The organism is Mesorhizobium sp. M0816, from assembly GCF_040320005.1.
In the GTDB taxonomy this organism is placed as follows: Bacteria; Pseudomonadota; Alphaproteobacteria; order Rhizobiales; family Rhizobiaceae; genus Mesorhizobium.
In genome coordinates, this window is sequence record NZ_JAMYOT010000032.1 from 25610 (window position 1) to 48150 (window position 22541).

The 22541-nt window shown below is 59.5% G+C and carries 8 protein-coding genes and 6 pseudogenes; 9 read left to right on the forward strand and 5 right to left on the reverse strand.

All coding sequences use genetic code 11. From position 1 onward, the window contains the following. The first annotated feature begins 89 nt into the window (after positions 1 to 89). From NKI17_RS30895 to NKI17_RS30905, 3 genes and pseudogenes are all read left to right on the forward strand, one after another. Positions 90 to 820 (forward strand): annotated as a pseudogene (locus tag NKI17_RS30895) (IS6 family transposase). Beyond that, positions 817 to 996, forward strand: coding sequence for a hypothetical protein (locus tag NKI17_RS30900; RefSeq protein WP_031194388.1), 180 nt, complete (start codon positions 817 to 819; stop codon positions 994 to 996). Before NKI17_RS30895 ends, NKI17_RS30900 begins: the two are co-directional and overlap by 4 nt. Then, complete coding sequence (locus NKI17_RS30905; protein ID WP_023679572.1) at positions 996 to 1613, forward strand: hypothetical protein; 618 nt, start codon at positions 996 to 998, stop codon at positions 1611 to 1613. Before NKI17_RS30900 ends, NKI17_RS30905 begins: the two co-directional genes overlap by 1 nt. Before the next feature lie 105 nt (positions 1614 to 1718). Here NKI17_RS30905 and NKI17_RS30910 read toward each other — a convergent pair whose 3' ends face one another. Continuing rightward, complete coding sequence (locus NKI17_RS30910; protein WP_352907272.1) at positions 1719 to 1925, reverse strand: acyl carrier protein; 207 nt, start codon at positions 1923 to 1925, stop codon at positions 1719 to 1721. Between the two features lie 144 nt (positions 1926 to 2069). On the opposite strand from NKI17_RS30910, the pseudogene virG reads away from it, so the two are divergent. Further along, positions 2070 to 2784, forward strand: a pseudogene (virG, locus tag NKI17_RS30915) (two-component system response regulator VirG). A 152-nt stretch (positions 2785 to 2936) separates the two neighbouring features. Here the strand turns inward: virG and NKI17_RS30920 are convergent. Both NKI17_RS30920 and NKI17_RS37135 read right to left on the reverse strand, forming a co-directional pair. Then, positions 2937 to 11804 carry a Ulp1 family isopeptidase gene (locus NKI17_RS30920; protein ID WP_352907273.1) on the reverse strand — a complete coding sequence of 2956 codons (8868 nt, stop codon included), beginning with the start codon at positions 11802 to 11804 and terminating at the stop codon, positions 2937 to 2939. Between the two features lie 283 nt (positions 11805 to 12087). Continuing rightward, a pseudogene (locus tag NKI17_RS37135) lies at positions 12088 to 12632 on the reverse strand (aldehyde dehydrogenase family protein); the annotation flags it as partial. A 507-nt stretch (positions 12633 to 13139) separates the two neighbouring features. Here NKI17_RS37135 and NKI17_RS30930 point away from each other — a divergent pair. The 3 genes and pseudogenes from NKI17_RS30930 to NKI17_RS30940 form a co-directional block, all read left to right on the forward strand. Beyond that, positions 13140 to 13486 (forward strand): annotated as a pseudogene (locus tag NKI17_RS30930) (DDE-type integrase/transposase/recombinase); the annotation flags it as partial. Between the two features lie 837 nt (positions 13487 to 14323). Beyond that, positions 14324 to 14744 (forward strand): annotated as a pseudogene (locus NKI17_RS30935) (type IV secretory system conjugative DNA transfer family protein); the annotation flags it as partial. Positions 14745 to 15340: 596 nt separating this feature from the next. Beyond that, positions 15341 to 17875 carry a two-component system VirA-like sensor kinase gene (locus tag NKI17_RS30940; RefSeq protein WP_352724973.1) on the forward strand — a complete coding sequence of 845 codons (2535 nt, stop codon included), beginning with the start codon at positions 15341 to 15343 and terminating at the stop codon, positions 17873 to 17875. Positions 17876 to 18737: 862 nt separating this feature from the next. Here the strand turns inward: NKI17_RS30940 and NKI17_RS30945 are convergent. Both NKI17_RS30945 and NKI17_RS30950 read right to left on the reverse strand, forming a co-directional pair. Then, positions 18738 to 19430, reverse strand: a pseudogene (locus NKI17_RS30945) (oxygen-independent coproporphyrinogen III oxidase); the annotation flags it as partial. 907 nt (positions 19431 to 20337) lie between these two features. Beyond that, positions 20338 to 20496, reverse strand: coding sequence for a hypothetical protein (locus NKI17_RS30950; protein WP_023679701.1), 159 nt, complete (start codon positions 20494 to 20496; stop codon positions 20338 to 20340). A 149-nt stretch (positions 20497 to 20645) separates the two neighbouring features. Here NKI17_RS30950 and NKI17_RS30955 point away from each other — a divergent pair, with 149 nt between their 5' ends. Next, positions 20646 to 21680, forward strand: coding sequence for a Fic family protein (locus NKI17_RS30955; RefSeq protein WP_352907275.1), 1035 nt, complete (start codon positions 20646 to 20648; stop codon positions 21678 to 21680). A 663-nt stretch (positions 21681 to 22343) separates the two neighbouring features. Next, positions 22344 to 22535 carry a hypothetical protein gene (locus tag NKI17_RS30960; RefSeq protein ID WP_023679698.1) on the forward strand — a complete coding sequence of 64 codons (192 nt, stop codon included), beginning with the start codon at positions 22344 to 22346 and terminating at the stop codon, positions 22533 to 22535. The last annotated feature ends 6 nt before the right edge of the window (positions 22536 to 22541 follow it).

Below are 22541 nucleotides of genomic sequence, written 5' to 3' on the forward strand. Positions count from 1 at the left end.
TCACAATGTCTGCATATGAACGCGTTGAGACTGCGGCGGGCTTGACACACAAAGCAATCGTCAAGATTTGCGACATGGACGCCGGGGGCATGAATACGCCCGCCGTCAGCTACACGCCCCCCGATTTCCGCCGCCTATTATCGCCCACGCGGTCTGGCTTTATTTCCGGTTTCCGCTGAGCCTGCGCCTGGTTGAGGAAATGCTGCTGGAACGCGGCATCGTGGTTTCGTATGAGACAAGTCGCCGGTGGGGCATCAAGTTCGGGCTGGACTGCGCTCGCTGCTTGCGCCGCAAGCCGCCGTGCCGGAATGATGTCTGGTACCTGAACGAAGTGGTCGTCACCATCGCCCGGCAAAAAGCTTTGGTTGTGGCGCGCCGTCGACCAGGATGGATATGTGCTGGACGAAATCGTGCAAAACCGCCGCAACACCAAGGCCGCCAAGCGCTTGCTGACGCGGCTGTTGAAGAAGCAGGGGCTCGCGCCGAAGCGCATGATCACCGACTAGCTGCGCTCGTATGGAGCGGCAAAGCGACAGGTGATGCCGGACGTCAAGCACCGGTCGCACAAGGGGTTGAACAACGGAGCGGAGAATTCCCATGTGCCGCCGCGAAAACGGGAGCGGATGATGCAGGGGTCCGATCGCCGGGAGGCCTGCAACGCTTCGTCTCGACCTTGTCAGCCCTCCGCAACCTCTTCGTCCCGCCCCGCCCCAAACGTTCTGCTCTCGCCATACATGTTCATCGCCTCAGCGCGATGGCGCTGGTGATATCACGACGCGTTTGTACCGCTCGACCTACGCCACAGGTGCCGACGCTGTGACGAGCTTCGTCGGTCGCGTGTCGAGTGACGGCACCGGGGACAATTATCGTCGACCGCAGTCCATTGCCCAGACCAAGGCGCTTCTCGGCGTCGGCACGATGGCAAATCGCAGCGTCACGATCTCGGCCGCTGCCCCTTCTGGCGGCGTGGACGGTGATTTCTGGGTGCAGCCGTAATGGCCCTTTACGTCAAAGCCTCCGGGGTCTGGGGGGCGGCCAGCGCCGTATGGGTGAAAATCTCAAGCCTCTGGACCAAGGCTCGACAGGTCTATGTGCGCAGCTCGGGCGTCTGGGAGAAAATGTTCCCGATAGATCTGGTCTTCAATGGCACTCACGAAGACTCGACTGCCACGACCGTTTACACCCACACCAGCATTCCGCTTCTTGTCGCGCCACACGCTAATCGTCGTGTCATCGTGACAACTGAGACCACTGACACCGAAAGTGCAGTGACCGTCAACAGTATGACGATTGGGGGTGTGGCTGCCACCCTTCTCGCTCAGGTGGAAAGCATCTTCAATTCTGGTGTGGTCTATCTGTCAGTGTGGTCAGCCCTCGTGCCAACCGGTACGACGGCAACGATCGTGACCACGTATAGTGAGAGCGTGTTCCGTGACTACATGTCGGTCTATACGACCACCAATTGGGATGGTGTGGTGGGCACTGTTGCCTCTGACAACAATTCAACGGGTGGCCTGACAACGACCGTCAGCATTGGTGCCCTGGGCGCAGCGATCGCAATTGCGGGCAACGCCACCAAGGGGGCATCGGCACTGCGACATGGACCGGGCTGACCCAACAGTTCTCAAACACACCAGTCACGAATAGAAACCACAGCGGAGCAATGGCAATAGCTACCGCCGCCCAAGCTGCCCTCACCGTAACCTGTGCCTACAGCACTACTCCAGCACTTGCCGCACTGCTGGTGGTTCCGCGGTGCGCAACTCCTGACTGGCGACGGCGTCGGCGACATGCCTTACGGACTCGTATTGCCAGAGCTTGTAATCGTCGACAAACCAGCCAAGTCGGCTCTCGATCGCGGTAGCAAGCTCGTTATAGTCGAGGCTGTCGAGGCCGAGATCCCGCATTCTGGTTGTCATCGACACCTCTACTTTTTCGGCAACTAGAGCGTTGAGGGTTTTGAGAACCAGTTGTTCAATTTCAAGTAAATCACTAATACATGCCTTTTGCTTGCAGATTCAGGTAATGCAACCCTGATCGGGGCGCAACCCCCAAAACGAGGTGTGCCGTTGAAACATGTTCTTGTCATTGACGATGATGCCGCAATGCGGCGCCTCATCGCCGATGCATGCCCTGAAGGTAACCGCAGTCCACGATAGCAAGCAGTTTGACTATGTTCTTTCACGTGAGCCAGTCGATCTCGTGGTTGTTGACCTTAACCTAGGCCGGGAGGATGGACTTGCGATCGTCCGCAATCTGGCGACAAAATCGGATGTTCCTATCATAGTGATCAGCGGCGACCGGCTTGATGAGGCGGAAAAAGTGGTTGCACTGGAGCTCGGCGCAACCGATTTCATTCCCAAGCCTTTCGGGATGCGCGAATTCTTGGCCCGCATTCGAGTAGCGCTACGCCAGCGCATTTCTAGTCCGCGAACCAGAGAGCAGCGCTCATTTCGCTTTGGGGCCTGGAAGCTCAGCGTGAAGCAGCGGCGACTGATCTGTGCGGAGCGTGGCGAGGTCAAGCTTACCGCATGTGAGTTCAATCTCTTGATCGCATTTCTGGAGAACCCCCGCAACGTGCTATCCAGAGAACGGCTTTTGCTCGCGAGCCGTGTGCGTGGAGAAGAGGTGTACGATCGAAGTATCGATGTCCTAATCATGCGCTTGCGCCGAAAGCTGGAGGCTGATGCGGCCAACCCTCGCCTGGTCAAAACATCCCGTGGCGCAGGGTACTTCTTCAACGCTGACGTAGATGTTAGCTACGGAGGCACGTTGGCCGCGTGACAGTGAGCTATGCTGGAGATTGGGGTGACGAGGCTGATCAAGCCTTCCAACAGTACCAGCCTGATCAATTACGGCGAGAGCTACCGGTCTGGAGATCGCATCAGCCCCTCTGTCGTCAAGAGAGCTGTTCTGCTTGACCCCAGCCATGGAGCTCAACGCCCCGCGTCGGAGCGCTCCCTGCTTCTGAAGGAAGCCATTAGGTCCGCTCGGGCTTGATCGGAGGCTTGGCTGATGGACGTCGTGGTTGCTTCGCTCAGTTGCCGCCCCATGGCGCGGCTTTGCGGATTATCAGTCCTCTGCCTCTTCGCCGGTCTCAACAGCGCTGTGTAATGTTCATTGTTTATGATGACGCCCCCGCTGTTCACGAGGTTGCTCCTGTCAAGTGTACTCGTCAGTCCGTCCTGGGCCTCGCGCTTCTTGCCCAAGTCCCGTTCAAACGGCGCTGGCGCGACTTGTTGAGCTCGAGAGATGGGTCCCTGCTCTCCTGCGTGGCCATGAGCTTGTGCCGCGGTCTGCGCAGCGGCGTCCCCAATGGCACGAGCCTCCATGCCGACTGCGTCTTCCGGACGAGCAGCAAGGGCAATTTCGCGCCCGAGTGCGAACTTCCGGACATGAGTTAGTGCACTGATGTCAGCGGTTTTCATATAGCGCTTGGCATCTTCATCCAGCGACCGCTCGTGAAGCCGATCCGCAATCCCCGGCTTTTTGTTTTCAACCAGGCATTGACTGAAACGTCTAAGAGCAGACCCATAGACCTCAACGGTACGGGGTTTCGGCCCGGTCGGCGCTGCCTCGTACGCTTTGATGAGAGCCGCTGTGTACTCTCTGATGAGCACGGCGTCGGCAGGGTGGGGATTCAGGGCAGGGCGGCCCACCACTGGCGCTCCGCCCGCCCACGTCTTGAGACGACCCAGTGACCCAGCCACGGCCGAGGGGCCGCCACCCCAGATCTCGTACTCCTTGCGATCCCGATCCAGCGACGAATCGTGAAGCCGATCCGCAATCCCCGGCTTGTTATTTTCAACGAGCCAATGACCAAAGCCGAAAAGAATATCTACATGGCGCTTGACCGTGATCTCCCCGATCTTACCGGCATAGAGTGCTGACCTCAGCCCTTCGACAAGGGTCGCATCGTTGGAATAGAGAGGACCCTTGTCGGGACCGGAGACCACTTTTGGGCGATCTGGCTGCACCGCCGCCGGCACAGAACGAGCATGGTCACGCAACTCGACCCGTGCGGGGGGATTCAGATCAACCACTGACGAATCCGGCGCATGATGATGGCGCGCCGTTGAGTGACCCGGCTGCAGCACCGAGGCACCCAGCATCGACCTACTGCCTCCGGCGTACGGCGCCGCGGCGTGTTCTTGTCCGCTCCCTTGCATCATGGGCTGCGCTTCCCATGGCAATGCACCCACTTGATGGGTGGAGGCCTGCATCAGCACGCGAGCGCCTGAATTGCCGATCTCGCTCAGCTGCGGCTCAGTGGCAACGTCCTGCAGACGACTGTTCGGGGTCCTTTGCCTCTTCGCTGGTCTCAACTCCGCTGTATCATGCTCACGGTTGATGAGGACCTCCTCGCTTGGTAGCTGGTTGCTCCTGTCCTGTGCAGCGATCCGCTCGTCCGGCGCGCCCTGGTCGCCGTAGATCAGGGGACGAAAGGACTCTGCGGGATCCGAGGCTTGGTGATGGGGCCCAGTTGGCACGAAAGACGATGCCAGAACAGCGTCGTCTTCATTAGCTTTCCCAGGGGGGAGATACTCTGGCCAACTGTATTCCTCCTGCGGCCCGCTGTGCTGCGCAGCGGCGTCCCCCTTGCTCTCAAGACTCTGAAATTTCAATGGGTCCCCGGGAGCAACGTCTGGCGCTGACTGGCCGAGCCGCTTGATCTGCTGGTGAAACGTCCCAACGGGGCTTTCCTTAACCGCGTCTCGGGCCTGTCGGTCCATGAGTTCAAAGTTCGTAAGATTATTTGCCGTTCCGAATGTATTGTCACCCCTGAGGCGGGTTTGTAGTGCCTGCCGATTGACGACGAGGTTGTTGAGGTTCAGGTTATCTGGCTGCGATTGCAATCGCCCAACCAGCGCCCGCGTGCCGTCCACCACGTAGACTCCGCAATCCACCACGTTGCTCTGCTGGGCGATGCGGGATACGCCCACGCGGGTCTCCAGGCTGGCGCCCAGATTTTCTGCGAGCTCTTTTGCAAGCGTGTCATTGCATCCGTTGTAGGAGTCATAATGATAGGCAACCGGCCGCTCCCGGTCGCTGCGATCAACGAACAGCAGCGACCAATGGGTGCCGCGCTCCGCAAGAGTCTTACCGCCATCGCTCACTGGCACGAACAGGAAGTCGGCTGTGTCGTTACCGTTCTGATTATGGACGATGCGCTGGAATGCGCTTAGCATGACGCTCTTGGAGCCCAAGCGCAGATGATAATTGGCTACGAGGGGATCCACGAACCGCGTCCGGGCGGCGAGATCTGGATTGTTCCCCTGCAACTCCTGCTCCAGGAGTTGGTAATCCCTCTGGATATGTTCGTCGCCTAGCAATTCCAATGCGCCGAGCACCCGCCCGTCTTTAGCTTTCCCAGGGGGCTTCTCTGGCCGACCCAATGCCTCCTGCGGCCCGCTGCGCTGCGCAGCGGCGTCCCCAATGGCACGAGCCTCCATGCCGACTGCGTCTTCCGGACGAGCAGCAAGGGCAATTTCGCGCCCGGGTGCGAACTTCCGGAGATGAGCTAGTGCACTGATCCTCCGGTTACCACCGGAGTTCACATAGCGCTTGGCATCTTCATCCAGCGACCCCTCGTGAAGCCGATCCGCAATCCCCGGCTTTTTGTTTTCATGCAGGTATTCACTGAAACGTATAAGAGTAGATCCATAGACCTGAATGGTACCGCGATTCGGCCCGGTCGCAGGCGCTTCTTTGTACTCTTTGATGAGAGCCGCTGTGTAATCTCTGATGAGCGCGGCGTCGGCAGGGTAGGGATTCCGGACAGGGCGGTCGACCACTGGCGCTCCGCCCGCCAACGTCTTGAGACGACCCAGTGCTCTAGCCACGATCGAGGGGCCACCCCTGCTCTCGTACTCCGAGGGGCCACCCCTGCTCTCGTACTCCTTGCGATCCTGATCCAGCGACGATTCGTCAAGCCGAGCAGCAAATCCCGGCCTGTTATTGTCAAAGAGCCAACGACCAAAGCCGAGAAGAGAATTTACATGGCGCTTGACCGTGCTCTCCTTGACCTTACCCGCGTAAGCTGACCTCAGCCCTTCGACAACGGTCGCATCGTTGGAATAGAGGGGACCCTTGTCGCGACCGGAGACCCCTATTGGAGGATCTGGCTGCACCGCCGCCGGCACAGAACGAGCATGGTCACGCAACTCGGACGGTGCGGGGGGATTCAGATCAACCACTGACGAATCCGGCGCATGATGATGGCGCGCCGTTGAGTGACCCGGCTGCAGTACCGAGGCACCCAGCATCGACCCACTGCCTCCGGCGTACGGCGCCGCGGCGTGTTCTTGTCCGCTCCCTTGCATCATGGGCTGCGCTTCCCATGGCAATGCACCCACTTGATGGGTGGGGGCCTGCATCAGCACGCGAGCGCCTGAATTGCCGATCTCGCTCAGCTGCGGCTCAGTGGCAACGTCCTGCAGACGACTGTTCGGGGGCCTTTGCCTCTTCGCTGGTCTCAACTCCGCTGTATCATGCTCACGGTTGATGAGGACCTCCTCGCTTGATAGCTGGTTGCTCCTGTCCTGTGCAGCGATCCGCTCGTCCGGCGCGCGCTGGTCGCCGTCGCGCCAGATCAGGGGACGAAAGGACCCTGCGGGATCCGAGGCTTGGTGATGGGGCCCAGTTGGCACGAAAGACAATGGCAGGACAGCGTCGTCTTCATTAGCTTTCCCAGGGAGCTCGCGCCCGAGTTCGGACTTCCGGAGATGAGCTAGTGCACTGATCCCACCGGAGTTGTTATAGCGCTTGGCATCTTCATCCAGCGACCCCTCGTGAAGCCGAGCCGCAATCCCCGGCTTTTTGTTTTCAACCAGGTATTCACTGAAACGTCTAGGAGCAGATCCATAGGTCTGAATGGTAGCGGGATTCGGCCCGGTCGGCGCTGCCTTGTACTCTTTGATGGGAGCCGCTGTGTAATCTCTGATGAGCGCGGCGTCGGCAGGGTCGGGATTATTCAGGACAGCGGCGCGGTCCAGCACTGGCGCTCCGCCCGCCCACGTCTTGAGATGACCCACTGCTCTAGCCACGTCCGAGGAGCCACTCTTGCTCTCGTACTCCTTGAGATCCGGATCCAGCGACTCCTCGTGAAGCCGAGCAGCAAATCCCGGCCTGTTATTATCAAAGAGCCAACGACCAAAGCCGAGAAGAGAATTTACATGGCGCTTGACCGTGCTCTCCAATGCTGACCTCAGCCCTTCGACAATGGTCGCATCGTTGGAATAGAGAGGACCCTTGTCGCGACCGGATACCCCTATTGGAGGATCTGGCTGCACCGCCGGCGGCACAGAACGAGCATGGTCACGCAACTCGGACGGTGCGGGGGGATTCAGATCAACCACTGACGAATCCGGCGCATCATGATGGCGCGCCGTTGAGTGACCCGGCTGCAGCACCGAGGCACCCAGCATCGACCCACTGCCTCGGGCGTAGGGCGCCGCGGCGTGTTCTTGTCCGCTCCCTTGCATGAGTTGCGCCTCCCATGGCGATCGTAGAAGGTCCGCGTGCGGAATCGAGTCGAAATATCCCGACAAATCAGCGTCGACCATCTGCTTTTGCGACCGAGCCAGCGTTTCGGCCACCGCGGCCTCGCCAACCGCGGAGGGCGTCTCCTCAGCCCTGGCGAACGCTGGCCCGGCAGGCGCCGCCGGCACAGAACGAGCATGGTCACGCAACTCGAACGGTGCGGGGGGATTCAGATCAACCACTGACGAATCGCGCGCCGTTGAGTGACCCGGCTGCAGCACCGAGGCACCCAGCATCGACCCACTGCCTCCGGCGTAGGGCGCCGCGGCGTGTTCTTGTCCGCTCCCTTGCGTCATGAGTTGCGCCTCCCATGGCGATCGTAGAAGGTCCGCGTGCGGAATCGAGTCGAAATATCCCGACAAATCAGCGTCGACCTTCTGCTTTTGCAACCGAGCCCACCTTTCGGCCACCGCGGCCTCGCCAACCGCGGAGGGCGTCTCCCCAGCCCTGGCGAACGCTGGCCCGGCAGGCGCCGCCGGCACAGAACGAGCATGGTCACGCAACTCGAACGGTGCGAGGGGATTCAGATCAACCACTGACGAATCCGGCGCATCATGATGGCGCGCCCTTGAGTGACTCGGCTGCAGCACCGAGGCACCCAGCATCGACCCACTGCCTCCGGCGTAGGGCGCCGCGGCGTGTTCTTGTCCGCTCCCTTGCACCATGAGTTGCGCCTCCCATGGCGATGTATCCACTTGAGGGCCGGGATCATGCACTGGTTCGTCCATTTGCTTTTGCAACCGAGCCCACCTTTCGGCCACCGCGGCCTCGCCAACCGCGGAGGGCGTCTCCTCAGCCCTGGCGAACGCTGGCCCGGCAGGCGCCGCCGGCACAGAACGAGCATGGTCACGCAAATCGGACGGTGCGAGGGGATTCAGATCAACCACTGACGAATCCGGCGCATCATGATGGCGCGCCCTTGAGTGACCCGGCTGCAGCACCGAGGCACCCAGCATCGACCCACTGCCTCCGGTATGCGGTGCCAGGTGCTCGTCCCCCAGCATCATGGGCTGCGCCTCCCATGGCAATGCACCCACTTGATGGGTGGGGGCCTGCATCAGCACGCGAGCGCCTGAATTGCCGATCTCGCTCAGCTGCTTAGCTTTCCCAGGGAGCTTCTCTGGCCGACCCAATGCCTTCTGCGGCCCGCTGTGCTGCGCAGCGGCGTCCCCAATGGCACGAGCCTCCATGCCGACTGCGTCTTCCGGACGAGCAGCAAGGGCAATTTCGCGCCCGAGTGCGGCGTACGGCGGGAACTTCCGGAGATGAGCTAGTGCACTGATCCACCGGTTACCACTGGAGTCCAAATAACGCCTGGCATCTTCATCCAGCGACCCCTCGTAAAGCCGAGCCGCAATCCCCGGCCTGTTGTTTTCATGCAGGTATTGACTGAAACGTCTAAGAGTAGCCGCATAGTCCTGAGTGGTTTTGGGATTCGGCCCGGTCGCAGGCTCTGCCTCGTACTTTTTGATGAGAGCCGCTTTGTAATCTCTGATGAGCTCGGCGTCGACAGGGTCGGGATTCAGGGCAGCGCGGCCCACCATTGGCGCTCCGCCCGCCGACTCTTTGAGACGACCCAGTGCTCTAGCCACGTTCGAGGAGCCACTCTCGCGCTGGTACTCCTTGAGATCCTGATCCAGCAACGGATCGTCAAGCCGAGCAGCAAATCCCGGCTTGTTATTATCAAAGAGCCAACGACCAAAGCCGAGAAGAGAATTTACATGGTCCGTGACCGTGCGCTCCCCGACCTTACCGGCATAGAGTGCTGACCGCAGCCCTTCGACAACGGTCGCATCGTTGGAATAAAGAGGACGCTTGTCGCGACCGGAGACCACTACTGGAGGATCTGGCTGCACCGCCGCCGGCATAGAACGAGCATGGTCACGCAACTCGAACGGTGCGGGGGGATTCAGATCAACCACTGACGAATCCGGCGCATGATGATGGCGTGTTTCCCCGGGAACAACGTCCCGTACGAACACCGAGTCTGGGTTGCCTTGGTCCGGCGCGACTGGAGCCAGGGCTCTGTCGTGCAACGCTCGCGCTGACTGGCCGAGCCGCTTGATCCGCTGGTGAAACGTCCCAACGGGGCTTTCCTTAACCGCGTCTCGCGCCTGTCGGTCCATGAGTTCAAAGTTCGTGAGATAATTTGCCGTTCCAGATGTATCGTCACCCATGAGTCGGGTTTGTAGTGCCTGCCGATTGACGACGAGGTTGTTGAGGTTCAGGTCTGGCAGGTCTGGCTGCCATCTTTGCAATCGCCCAACCAGCGCCCGCGTGCCGTCCACCACGTAGACTCCGCAATCCCACTCGTTGCTCTGCTGGGCGATGCGGGGTAAGTCCACGCGGGTCTCCAGGCTGGCGCCCAGCCTTTCTGCGAGGTGTTTTGCAAGCTTGTCATGCCATCCGCTGACGGAGTCATAATGATAGGCAACCGGCCGTTCCCGGTCGCTGCGATCAACGAACAGCAGCGACCAATGTTTGCCGCGCTCCGCAAGAGTCTTACCGCCATCGCTCACTGGCACGAACAGGAAGTCGGCTGTGTCGTTACCGTTCTGATTATGGACGATGCGCTGGAATGCGCTTAGCTTGTCGCTCTCGGAGCCCAAGCGCAGATGATAATTGGCTACGAGGGGATCCACGAACCGCGTCCGGGCGGCGAGTTCTGGATTGTTCCCCTGCAACTCCTGCTCCAGGAGCTGGTAATCCCTCTGGATATGTTCGTCGCCTAGCAATTGCAATGCGCCGAGCACCCGCCCGCTGGGGTCGCCGAAAACACCAAAAAACCCTTCGACCGCGGGGGACATCCCCTCAGGAAAGAGCTCTGGCGAGGCGGAATTCCCCGCCCGCAAGCTGGGCGGAGCGAATTCCGGTGGCCTCAGTGGCACCTCCTCGCTTGGTAGCAGGTTGCTCCTGTCCTGTGCAGCGATCCGCTCGTCCGGCGCGCGCTGGTCGCCGTCGCGCCAGATCAGGGGACGAAAGGACTCTGCGGGATCCGAGGCTTGGTGATGGTGCCCAGTTGGTACGAAAGACGATGGCAGAACAGCGGCGTCTTCATTAGCTTCCCCAGGGAGCTTCTCTGGCCGACCCAATGCCTTCTGCGGCCCGCTGTGCTGCGCAGCGGCGTCCCCAATGGCACGAGCCTCCATGCCGACTGCGTCTTCCGGACGAGCAGCAAGGGCAATTTCGCGCCCGAGTGCGGCGGACGGCAGGAACTTCCGGAGATGAGCTAGTGCAATGATCCTCCGGTCACCACTGGAGTCCTTATAGCGCTTGGCATCTTCATCCAGCGACTCCTCGTGAAGCCGAGCCGCAATCCCCGGCTTGTTGTTTTCAACCAGGTATTCACTGAAACGTCTAAGAGTAGCTCCATAGTCGTGAATGGTTTGGCGATTCGGCCCGGTCGCAGGCGCTCCCTTGTACTCTTTGATGAGAGCCGCTTTGTACTCTTTGATGAGCACGGCGTCGGCAGGGTCGGGATTCAGGACAGCGCGGCCCACCATTGGCACTCCGCCCGCCGACTCTCTGAGACGACGCAGTGCCACAGCCACAGTCGAGGAGCCACCACTGCTCTCGTACTCCTTGAGATCTTCATCCAGCGACTCCTCGTGAAGCCGAGCAGCAAATCCCGGCTTGTTATTTTTAAAGAGCCAACGACCAAAGCCGTAAAGAGAATTTACATGGCGCTTGACCGTGTCCTCCTTGGCCTTACCCGCGTAGAGTGACCTCAGCCCTTCGACAACGGTCGCATCGTTGGAATAAAGAGGACGCTTGCAGCCGCGACCGTCGGAGACCACTATTGGAGGATCTGGCTGCACCGCCGCCGGCACGGCGGAACGAGCATGGTCACGCAACTCGAACGGTGCGGAAGGATTCAGATCAACCACTGACGAATCCGGCGCATGATGATGGCGCGCCGTTGAGTGACCCGGCTGCAGCACCGAGGCACCTAGCATCGACCCACTGCCTCCGGCGTACGGCGCCGCGGCGTGTTCTTGTCCGCTCCCTTGCATCATGGGCTGCGCTTCCCATGGGGCCGCGCCTTCGATGAGGCTCAGGTCTCCCTGAGACGGATGAGGATGGAACGGGTCTGGCAGAGCCGGAACGCCGGGGGCGGGAATTTGGGCAGCGGCTTGGCGCGCCTCGCCCGAGCGCTGCTCAAAGCCCTCTTGCCCGGCCTGTGCCGCTTGCTCTTGAGATGCCGGGGGCTGCACCTGCCGCCAACCTGTTACATTGGATAGGTCAAATTTGTGCCGGTTCACGCTAGCCTCACGTCCACAGATCAGCTGAGCAACCTACTCGGGCATACTTACGAGAAGCTGACGAGGTCCGCGGTCCCGGAGCGGGTAGGCCTAATTTTCTGCGTGCCGATTGCGCTGGCGCGACGTAGCCCGGCCTTTTGCCAGCTCGGCAGCTACGGCTCGCAAAGAGCGTCGTAAGGCTTGCGGAGCCGCCCCTCAGCTCCCGTCGAGGAGCAATCCACAATTCACATATTTGGAGATGGCTCGCTGGTTTACCGGTCTGCGAGCCCTGCAAGCCCATGCTTCAGATGCCGCCCGTGCCGAGGTATTTCATTTCGAGGTAGTCCTCGAGGCAATGGCGGGAACCCTCCCGCCCGATGCCGGACTGCTTCACTCGGCCGAAAGGCGCGGCTTCCGACGACATGCGTCCCGTGTTCATACCACTATGCCATATTCCAAGGCCTCGGCCACACGCAAAACACGCTTCCGTTTGAGGCACAAATGTGGGGGAAGGCCGTAGATCGTGTCGTTGGCCTCATGCACGACCTATCCGCATCGTCGAAGCAATCACAGGCGCCAGCCGCCCGAATGTCTCTTTCTTGCGCGATGGTCATCTCGCTGGAGACAGGACCGATAGTTCGACGTGCCATTCGCGCGATGCGTTTGCCCCCGCATCGAATTCTGCGGCCTTTCGCGACGGCATCGGCGATATGGGTTTCGATTTTGGCCAGAGCCTGCCTGTCGATCAGCGCACCGATCGCCACTCCGGAGCAAAGCCCTCGCCAACGATAAGTGGCGGACTTTCTCCACGAATTCTCGACAAACACCTTCGTGAACGCCTGACTGGACGGGGGTAGCCATGCCGAACAGGTCGCATAACCACGCCATCGTTCGGCGACTGCAGCCGCGAAGCGTCTCGAACACATCGGCTCGATGCGGTTGCGTCCAGAATGCATCAGCGAGCGGCGGGAGTCTTCGCTATATTCGCCCCCGACATCCCGAGGTCCACCAGCTTGCCTGCCAAAAAGGGGTGTTGCATGAATAAACCCGCTTTCGTCGCCGTCAGCCGCGTGCCCAGCAAGGACGACAGCCTCCATAGCAAGAATGCGAGATGATCATGGTATTCAGCGGCAGCGTGCCGGCGAAATTGGGTTTTCGGCAAGCCAAATAGCGCGATGCAGAAGGATGGTGAGGATTTCGCGTCCGCCACTGCGATGCATAGAGCCACCCTTCGGAACCGACCAGCGCAACAAAGCTCGTTATGCGGCGCGTAGGTTCGTAGACGCTTATCCAGTATCGAGATAACAAGGCCGCTGCGCAGGAACGAACTATGAGAGCGCACCCTGCGAGAGGTTGCGCTTGCTGACGCGGCTGTGGAAGAAGCAGGGGCTCGCGCCGAAGCGCATGATCACCGACTAGCTTCGCTCGTATGGAGCGGCAAAGCGACAGATGATGCCGGACGTCGAGCACCGGTCGCACAAGGGGTTGAACAACAGAGCGGAGAATTCCCATGTGCCGCCGCGAAAACGGGAGCGGATGATGCAGGGGTCCGATCGCCGGGAGGCCTGCAACGCTTCGTCTCGACCTTGTCTGCCCTCCGCAACCTCTTCGTCCCCCGCCCCAAACGTTCTGCTCTCGCCATACATGTTCATCGCTTGCAAGCCATCGCCGAATGGAAGGCCGTGACTCGAACGCCCGCATGATTCAGCAGCAGCAGCCCTCGGCCGGCCAATTTCAGACAACGTGACAAGCCCGACCAACAAGCCTGTGTCGTCAAATCGCCAAACCGACGCAAATTGTCGGACAGGGGAGGCCGCTGAGCCTCATCCGCTTCGATGAGAGCGGCGTCGGCGGGTTCTGTCGCAAACTTTTCGGAAAGGTCATTTGCCGCAAAAAATCGCTTGCGGCATCGCGACGAGCACTGAAGTCGATCAGCATCCGCAAGAGCCAGTATGTCAGCAACCGGGCTCGAACACATCTCAACCGGTGAAAAGGTTCTCGAAGTCCGCGAGGCCCCCGCGGCGGTCATCATCATGTACGCGCTGCGGCACCTCGAAACCGCTTCCCTTGGCGTCGGATCAATCGTGTTGAATCAAGGGCTTGAGCAAGCCTGGTCCCAGGAGGCGGTTTCAGGTGCATGGGGCAGTACTATTCACAAGAGGGTGCGAACGGGGCATAGCGTGCTCACTCGAAGGCGTCAGCGGGAGCGTCAGCTACATAGTCGATAACACGCGCTTTTTACCTCGGTCTCGGCTCGCAACGATGGATTGCTAACGGCGAACTCATGCTGGTCGGCAAGGCGATACTGGCTGGAGCATCAACTCGGCCGACGAGAGTGGCCACACCATCCTAGACAGGATCGGCCGATTGCCCGGCATCGCCGCTCTGCAAAAAGCACAGCGGGCATCCAGACGTTGCCGGGTTGACTATGGGTGTCCGAACCGCGAAAAGAGGCCGCTCTTTATGAGTGGCGTGCGCTGGCAGTCTAACCCCAAGCCCCCCGCCCGGGCTGCCGGCGCGCTTCTAGGAACATCGAGGTAGATGACGAGACTCCGAACTACATTTCCAAAGCTATCGGTGGATTCACATTTCAAGCCCAATCGATTTCCTACAGCCAGGCGCGAACGTTCGATTGGAACGTTCAGAATCACATCAAGGTGCACCGCTGTTGCGTCCCGAACAGGTGCGGCTGCTCAATGACGAGTACGAAATCGTTCTCATCAAGGTCTGCCACCATTAAAATTGAGGAAGGTGCGATATTTTTCGGATCGCATTCTGAAACGCATCTTTGAAAGCCAGACAGGCGCCCTCCCGGAGCCGGCGCCCTTGACGGGAGCAGAGGAGGCGCTCTCCGCAGAATCTCAACTCGATGACCCGCTGTGTGAATTGGCGCAGGACTTTGACGATACAGTTGATGTGAGGCTAGTGTGGACCCGCGAAATAGTAATCCATCCCGTGTAACAGCTTTGTCGCAGGTGCAGGACGCCGGCTTGGAAGACGGGCAAGCGGTCCAGGCCCGGCGAGTGGGCTTTGAGTAGCACGTGTCCGAGGCGCTCCGGCCGCTGTTCGATGGTCGAGCTGACGAGCCGCCTACCGGTCCAGAGGAGCTTCTGCGACTGGAACAGGGGGTTTCGCGAGGTGCTTCAGCGAGGGCAGGATCATCAAGCCGCCTCGTCTTTTTTCAGCGATCCAAGGATGCCCGCTGGACGGGATGACCCCAAGGGAAGCGTGTCGGACGCTTTCGCAGCAGCCGGCTCTAGGCACGCCGGAGTTGAGGCCGCCGCCCCGCCAGTGTTAGCTGCCAGCCAACAGCAGATCCGGCCCTCGCCAGTTGCGTTTGACCGACCGGTATCATCCTCGGCTGCTGCAGGCGTGCGCTTGTATGCCCCTTCGATGATCTCTCGGAAGACCAGTTCCGAAAACTGCGATCAGTTGCCCGCCTTGTGCTGCCGCCTCGCCGTCGAGGTCGAAACGCCCGCGAATCAATGGAAGGTCAGCGGGCCATGGGGGCAGAGTGCAACGGCGTCTACACCGCCTATTTGAGGGGAGAGGTACACTTGGCTTTCCTGTTCCAGCAGCATCCGGCCGCACACCGACGCGATGGGGAGCTAGAATTCAAATCGGACCTTCGCAAGGCACGCACCGCGGATCAAACGTCGTTCGTTTGGGAAAAATGGCTCAGTACCGACAAAGCTTCTGTAATGGCCCTAGTGGCCTCGGTTGCGCTCTTGGTCGCGATACAGTGGCAAGACCCCCAGATCAACGAGGCGGTCCTAAGCGAACTGCGGACGATTCAGATCAACTACGCATTGCTCCAGCGAGACGTCGCCCGCGCCGACATGGTATTGGACTTCCGTTCCGTTGCTTCTACCGGGCAAGCATTAAAAAGGAACCTTCAAAACTACCAACGCCTTGTTGAGATTTCGCGCAATGAGAGCTCCGGGGTGCACTCCAGGTTGGTTGCACAGCTCAAAAATTCCCTCGAAAACACAGAAGCTGCCATCTCGGCCTCGGCCGCGCAAAATGAGCTTCTGCAAAGCTCTCTCGTACGCTTTGCTCGCTCGGCTAATCGCCTTCGGGGGGGAGTGTCGAACAGGCCTGAATTTTCCAATCTGATCCTTCAATTTTCGGCCAGACCGGGATTCAGCCTCGCATTACAAATCGATCAGTCTCTCCGCCGACTTCCTCCTAGCCAGGACCAAGTCACGGAGGATGTTGCCCGCGAGGGCCGCGCTATCCTGTCCTCAATGTTGAGGTTGGACCGCGCTGTCAATCGGATCCCATCCTTCGACACGTTCGCCAAGGCTGCCGAATTGGAGCGAGAACATCTGAACGCCTACAGCTTCGCCAGCGCGCAAGCGCAGCGTACACGACTTTTCTTTGGCTTGGTGTCCATATGCCTCTGCTTGTTTGCGACCATTCGAGCCTCCACGCTGCATGTGCGGACGAACCGGTTGGAAAGGCGGTTAGAGCTTGAAGCGGCGATGAGTGAGATCGAAGCTTGTTTCATTGACAGTCAAGCAACGAAGGCTTCGCGGCGCTTCTCCACCGAAGCAGCGCTTAGACTCATTCAATGCGTTTTCGATGCGGATCAATGCGCGCTTGCTCTGGTGGATCCGAGTATCAGCAGGAATACCGAGTACTTTGTCGCGAACAAGCGCATGCGCGTCTGGAACGCCACGCTAATCCATGAAGTCGTCTCACTTGTACACCCGGAACAGCCAGTGTTTCGCGTCGTTCCGGCGTCGGAAGTGGTTCGGACTGCCGTAGGCACTACCGGTGTTTGTCAAATTGTTGGTTGCCGGGCCTCCGATCAGCAGGCTGCGGTTTGTATCCTTGTTTTTGAAGGAGATCGCTCACCACCCTCCACAGACGACCTCCTGGTTCTGGCGAGCGCTACTGTGCGTTTAGGCAACCATCTTGAAATGCAACGTGTACACACGGAACGTAACCTTTTTGAGAGTCGATGGGAGCATGCGGAAAGGCTGACGGCTGTCGGCACAATCGCAAGCGGCGTTACACATGAATTCAATAATGTTCTAGGAGCAATAGTCGGCTACGCAGAGATGGCTAAAGGTCTTGTGCGTCGCCCCTCGAGAATTCGGGGCCACATCGGCCAAATTATCTTGGCCAGCAACCGAGCCAAACTGATTATTGATCAAATTTTGTCACTAAGCCGAAATCGGAAGCGCGTGACGATGCCTTTCGACGTCTCGGAGAGTGTAATGGATCTCGCGCCATTGCTGCGGGTTACACTTCGTGCGGATGTTCAGTTGAACCTCAAGATCAACGAGTGGCAAACGGTGATCGAGGGCAGCCCGACCGAGATACAGCAGATCCTTATGAATCTATGCAAGAACGCGTCGGAGGCTCTCTTGAATGAGGGCCGTGTCGAGATTAGCGTTTCTCGCGCTCACGTCTGTCAAACGAAGCCCGTGGCTAAGGGCAACTTGAAACCGGGAGATTACGTTCTCCTCTCCATCAGCGACGATGGCCAAGGAATCGCAAGTTCGGTGCTTCCGCATATCTTTGAGCCCTTTTTTACCACGCGCTCTCGCGTCGGCGGGACCGGACTGGGTCTTGCTGCAGTGGACCGCCATGTGAGCGCGCTCGCAGGATGCCTTGACGTCACCTCGGCTGTTGGCCGAGGTACACGCTTCGATCTCTACTTACCGGCCTGCGCTGAGGAGCAGGTCAGAGCTGATAGCGCTTTCGGCCCATGCGATGGATCACTTGGCAACGGAGAAATCATTGCAGTCGTTGACCCCGATCCAGCAGCGTTGGAGATCTACAAGGATAAGATCGCCGCGCTGGGTTATAAGCCGGTCGGCTTCGCGACCTTCGAGAGTCTTTGCGACTGGATCGAGAGCGGGAAGGCAGCCGACCTCCTAATTTTCGATAAAGCGACTTTCCTCGGGCCAGGACAGCCCGAAGCCGTACGTACCACCCTGATGACGGTGCCCATCATCGTCGTTGGTGGAAGCGACCCCATGCCGATCACATCTGGTAATCAGACCTTCGTCCTTTGGCTAGCCAAACCGGTCTCGTCCAGGACGATGGAGCATGCAATTCGTAGGATGATAATGGCATGATGCCGCCGACGCGCTCAGGATACCGAGCTACCGAGGCAGTCGGAGGCGGAGCCGGCTGGGATCCAGCAAATACAAGAGCGTCGGACGATCTCTGCGCACCCGGCTCATGGCGAGTTCCCCTCGAAAACTGTCGTCGGCTTCCGCCCAAGGAAGGGCTCCCCGACCACGGCAAACCTGCCGCCGTGCTCGTGACCGTCAAGGACAAGTCGCCGCGCGATGGGGTCTGCGGGCCTCCATCCTTGACAAGTCACTGCGCGCTGGCGGCGACAGGCGACGGGTAATATAAGGTCGGGACGAGGAGATGGTCGCCAATCGGTCACGCAAGATGGTTGACGAAATGACTCGAGAGCAAAGCTTGACAATCATCGCCCCATTCACGCCAGACTTCTCCTGTGCGTTCATCATCGGCTACGGCTCCTCGCTGCCCCGACAAGGCTATCGCCGCCCGGCCGGGCAAGCGATATCCCAGGTTCCGACGTGTTCCTTTCATGCTTGATGGACCTAGGCCCCGGCAGGGCGGGAGCATGAGGCTGGGTTCTCGGTCGCGGATCTGTGAGGCAAGCACGGGGTAAGCGACGGCTCGACCCACCATTGGGAAGGCCGGCTTCGGCACGGAGGTGCGGCCTCGGCGTTGAGAGGCATCGGATCGGGTGTAGCAGGACTTTCGAACTAACTGCCGACAACACACTGGATAGGCTGTTCTCGTCGTTCGGTCCAGTTCACCAACGCCTATGTCGACATTTTACGGCGCTTCACTACTAACCGGGCACCGCACGATGGCAGCTCGTTCTCTCCGGCAAAAGATACTCCCTTTGTTAGCTTCCGTGTGTTGCTTGCCCTCACCTGCGGGATACGTAAGGCCATCCCTAAAAGCATCAAAGGCGGCAGCGACAGCGCGAGTCAAAAAGCGATGCTCCCGCCGTACGCGGACAAAACCGTTTTCGAAAACCACTATCCCGTCCTTGGCCAGGATCGCCAAGCGCTCAGCTGAATCGAGAAGACGGATCGGATCAGATCCGTAGGCGGCACAGATTGCCGGCAAATCGGCCTCAAAATCGCACATTAATCGCTCGATAATTGCGGCTCTCGCGCGGTCGTCGTCGGTGAGGCGATGGCCCTTCGATGTCGCCAGTCGGCCATCTGCGATGTGCTGGATGTAGGAATCCCGTGTAACTTCGTTTTGAACGTACCCTTGGCCGATGCGGCCGATAGCCGACGCGCCGAAACCGATCAGGGTTCTGCAGGTATCGGCAGAGTAGCCCAACGAGTTACGTCGCAAGCGACCTGTTTCCTGTGCCAGCGCGAGCTCGTCGTGCGGCAAGGCGAAATGGTCGAGCCCGATCTCTCGGTAGCCGGCGGCAACCAGCGTCACGGCGACAGCCGCATGCTGTTCAGCGCGGGCAGCGCTGTGGGGAAGAAATTCCGCCTCGATGAGGCGCTGGTTCTTTATTTGGGATGGGATATGCGAGTAGCCGAACAAGGCAAGCCGGTCGGGGCGCATGGCGACCGCCGCCCTCGCCGTCTCGACGCACGACTCCACCGTTTGACGCGGCAGGCGTCCCATGGTGATAACAACCACCTTGCCGCTGAGCTCGCCTGTGTCTTTGCGTTATGCCAGTCCGTTCCGCTTAGATGTCTTGGCTGTTCCCGCCGAGACCTCACGCGCACCGTTTTATTCCCACCATCCCTCCCCGTCAGCTCCGCCTGGGAAATTCTGCCAGCTTGCCGGATCCGACGAGATAATGCAGCGCTGGGACGGACTTTGCTCGCCAGCTAGCGACCGTGGTGATCTCTGCCAAAAGGACGAGGCCATGAACGCGATCGGCGCTAACGGTGGGCGTTTGTATAAGCCTTGGGGTGGGAACTGGGCCTTCTATGCTGGCGCCACATACAAGCTCAACGAGACAACTTCGTTCTACCTTCGGCTCTCCCGGTGACCAGCTCTCAGTAGCGTCGCGGCAAACGTTGCCTATGGGCTTCTTTTCGATTTCACAGCTACGGCGACTCCAAACTCAGCAGTCGGCAAGATGGAAGCTTCCAACGGGAACTGCCCAATGCGAACAAGAAGAGCAGTGTCGGCAGTAATCCTGCGCCTCGAACGCTCATCCTAACGCCGTGAAGCGTTGAGCTCCGAGGTTGAGCAGACCAAGCCCGCAACACGCTCCAAGAGAACGGCGCATAGAAGCCATACGAGATTGTAGCCTAGCCTCGGGGCCGGACGTTGTTTCATATCAGACCGGTGGGGATGAAGCCTGCCATCCAGCACCCGGTCAGTTTCAGGTCAAACTTGAACTCCCAGTCGGGTCAGAACGCGATCAACTGGCAGTCCGACGCACTTAAAAATGACAAATGGATCGCCTGCTTTTGGGCCATCCATGGGGAATTCGGGCGCGAGAGAACAAGCTCACACAGCATAAGCGAAGCTCCAGGCGAATCTTGCGCTGGCCGAGGCAGAACCATGTTTAAAGCTGCCTGTTTTCCACCTCGAACCTGTCTGAGTCCGGCCGATCGTCATAGATCGGCCAAAGCATCGGCCAGATGGCTCCCCCAATTACGGTTTGTGCATAGTTGTCAGTGCGATAGGCCTGCCGAACATCAGCCATGATCATCATCGGCAGCATCGATTTGTGTCCAAGCTTGGCAGCGGTGGCAGTGCCGAGGCCCGCAAGTCCGCATGCCGACGATCGGCCAGAAGATCGGCCAAACAATCTGGTCAACTGAAAATTTATGTTTATAATCACGCATTTGGCGGAACCCAAGATCGGCCGATATGGAAGAGAGCGTACAGCGCATCGAACCGGCACGCCTACCCGATGTATCCGAAACTATCTCGGATGCGCTGGTAGAGCTGTCGGCGACGTCGGCTGTTTTGGGCAAAAGCCTGCACTCGCGTACCGCAGCCAACCTAGCCGATCTCGTGCGCATCATGAACACCTACTACAGCAACCTGATCGAAGGCCACGATACGCGCCCGCGCGACATCGAACGGGCGCTGGTCGGAAACTTCGATCGAGACGAGAACCGCCGCAATCTGCAGCTCGAGGCGGCCGCGCACGTTCGCCTGCAAGCCGAGATCGACCGCCTGGCTGCCGATGGGCAGTTGCCGGAACCGGCATCGGTAGGTTTTCTTCGATGGCTGCACGCGGAATTCTATCGCGATGCCGAAGCGCCCATGCTGACCATCAAGGGTGCCGGCCGTGAGTTCGTCATGGCGCCAGGTGAGTGGCGATCGAAGCCAGAGCATGACGTCGCCATCGGCCGGCATGAACCGCCTTCGAGCGATCGCGTCAACGATTTCATGCAATACTTTGCCATGCGTTATCGCTTCGATAAGCTGGGCAAGGCCGGACGCATCCTGACCATTCCTGCCGCGCATCACCGCTTCAACTACATTCACCCGTTTCCGGACGGCAACGGACGCGTCAGCCGATTGATGAGCCACGCCATGGCCCATCAGGCCGGGATCGCCGCGCACGGGCTGTGGTCGATCTCACGAGGCTTGGCACGTGGCGTGAAAAGCCGAATGGATTACAAGAGCATGATGGATCATGCCGATATGCCCCGCCAGGGTGATCTCGACGGACGTGGCAACCTCTCCGAACGCGCGCTCGGCGATTTTACCTTATGGTTCCTGCAGGCGTGTATCGATCAGGTGAGCTTCATGACCGGACTGTTCGATCTCGACACGTTGGCCAAGCGGCTGTATCGCCATGTGGAGCGCAGTGGTCTGAAGCCCGAAGCCGGCCGCCTCGTGGAGGAAGCGCTCACGCGCGGTGAGTTTGACCGCGGCGGCATCCCGTATTAGCGGACTACCCGAACGTACGGCGCGTCGACTGTTCAATGACGTAATCGCGCTCGGACTATTGGCGTCGGAAACGCCAAAGGGCCCAGTGTCCCTACGCTTTCCGGCGGACGCTCTGGACGCGCTGTTTCCGAAGCTTTTTCCGGAAACCTAAAAGCATAGGGCGCTCACGATCTTAAGCCACTTCTCCTCGGAACCGGAAAGATTGTCGCCGGATCGCCCGAAGCCGCAGACCACCTCGTCGACAGCATGAGGATGTCGTGTTTGCGCAGCACCGCCTGAACCTTTGGAAAATAATCCTCCTGTGGCACCAGCATGCCGCCGGCGCCCATGATCGGCTCGGCGAGCGGATCAGGGCGTCGAGTTCCTGGGCCAGGCGCGTTGTCCGCCGGCCGGCAGACCATCCAGATAGTGAAATGGCCGCGCCGCGAATATGACGGGAAGCGGCGGCAGGTTGAAGGACTTGTGCATGTGCGGCAGGCCACTCAGCGCCGCGCCCGTGAGCGCCAGCGAGTGGTCGTCGGCGGGCTCGATGGCGCTATCAGGTCGGGGACTCGACCTCTATGATCATCACCGATTTAATTCAAATTTGTCTGTATATATTGACGATTGCACTACCTTCACCTCGTAAACGGCAATGCGGGCGGATAGAGAGGGTCCTATGATATGACAAGCGATTTTTCCGCCGCCCGAGGGCATTTAGATCGAGCGTATGACTACCTTTGTGGGGATGACCCGATGAGTCAAAGGGGCCGCGAAGCCTTGGATCTGCTAATTGAGGCGGTTGCCGTCGAAGAGTTCAAGCAGCCACGCCAAAGCGCGGAGGTGCTAAGGTTTCCGATCGGGCGCCGCTGCTGAGGTCAT

Bases quoted from the DNA above. Each gene is read 5' to 3' on its own strand.
- NKI17_RS30905 (WP_023679572.1), top strand. From the start codon at position 996: ATGGCCCTTTACGTCAAAGCCTCCGGGGTCTGGGGGGCGGCCAGCGCC.
- NKI17_RS30950 (WP_023679701.1), bottom strand. From the start codon at position 20,496: ATGCTGCCGATGATGATCATGGCTGATGTTCGGCAGGCCTATCGCACT.
- NKI17_RS30955 (WP_352907275.1), top strand. From the start codon at position 20,646: ATGGAAGAGAGCGTACAGCGCATCGAACCGGCACGCCTACCCGATGTA.
- NKI17_RS30960 (WP_023679698.1), top strand. From the start codon at position 22,344: ATGACAAGCGATTTTTCCGCCGCCCGAGGGCATTTAGATCGAGCGTAT.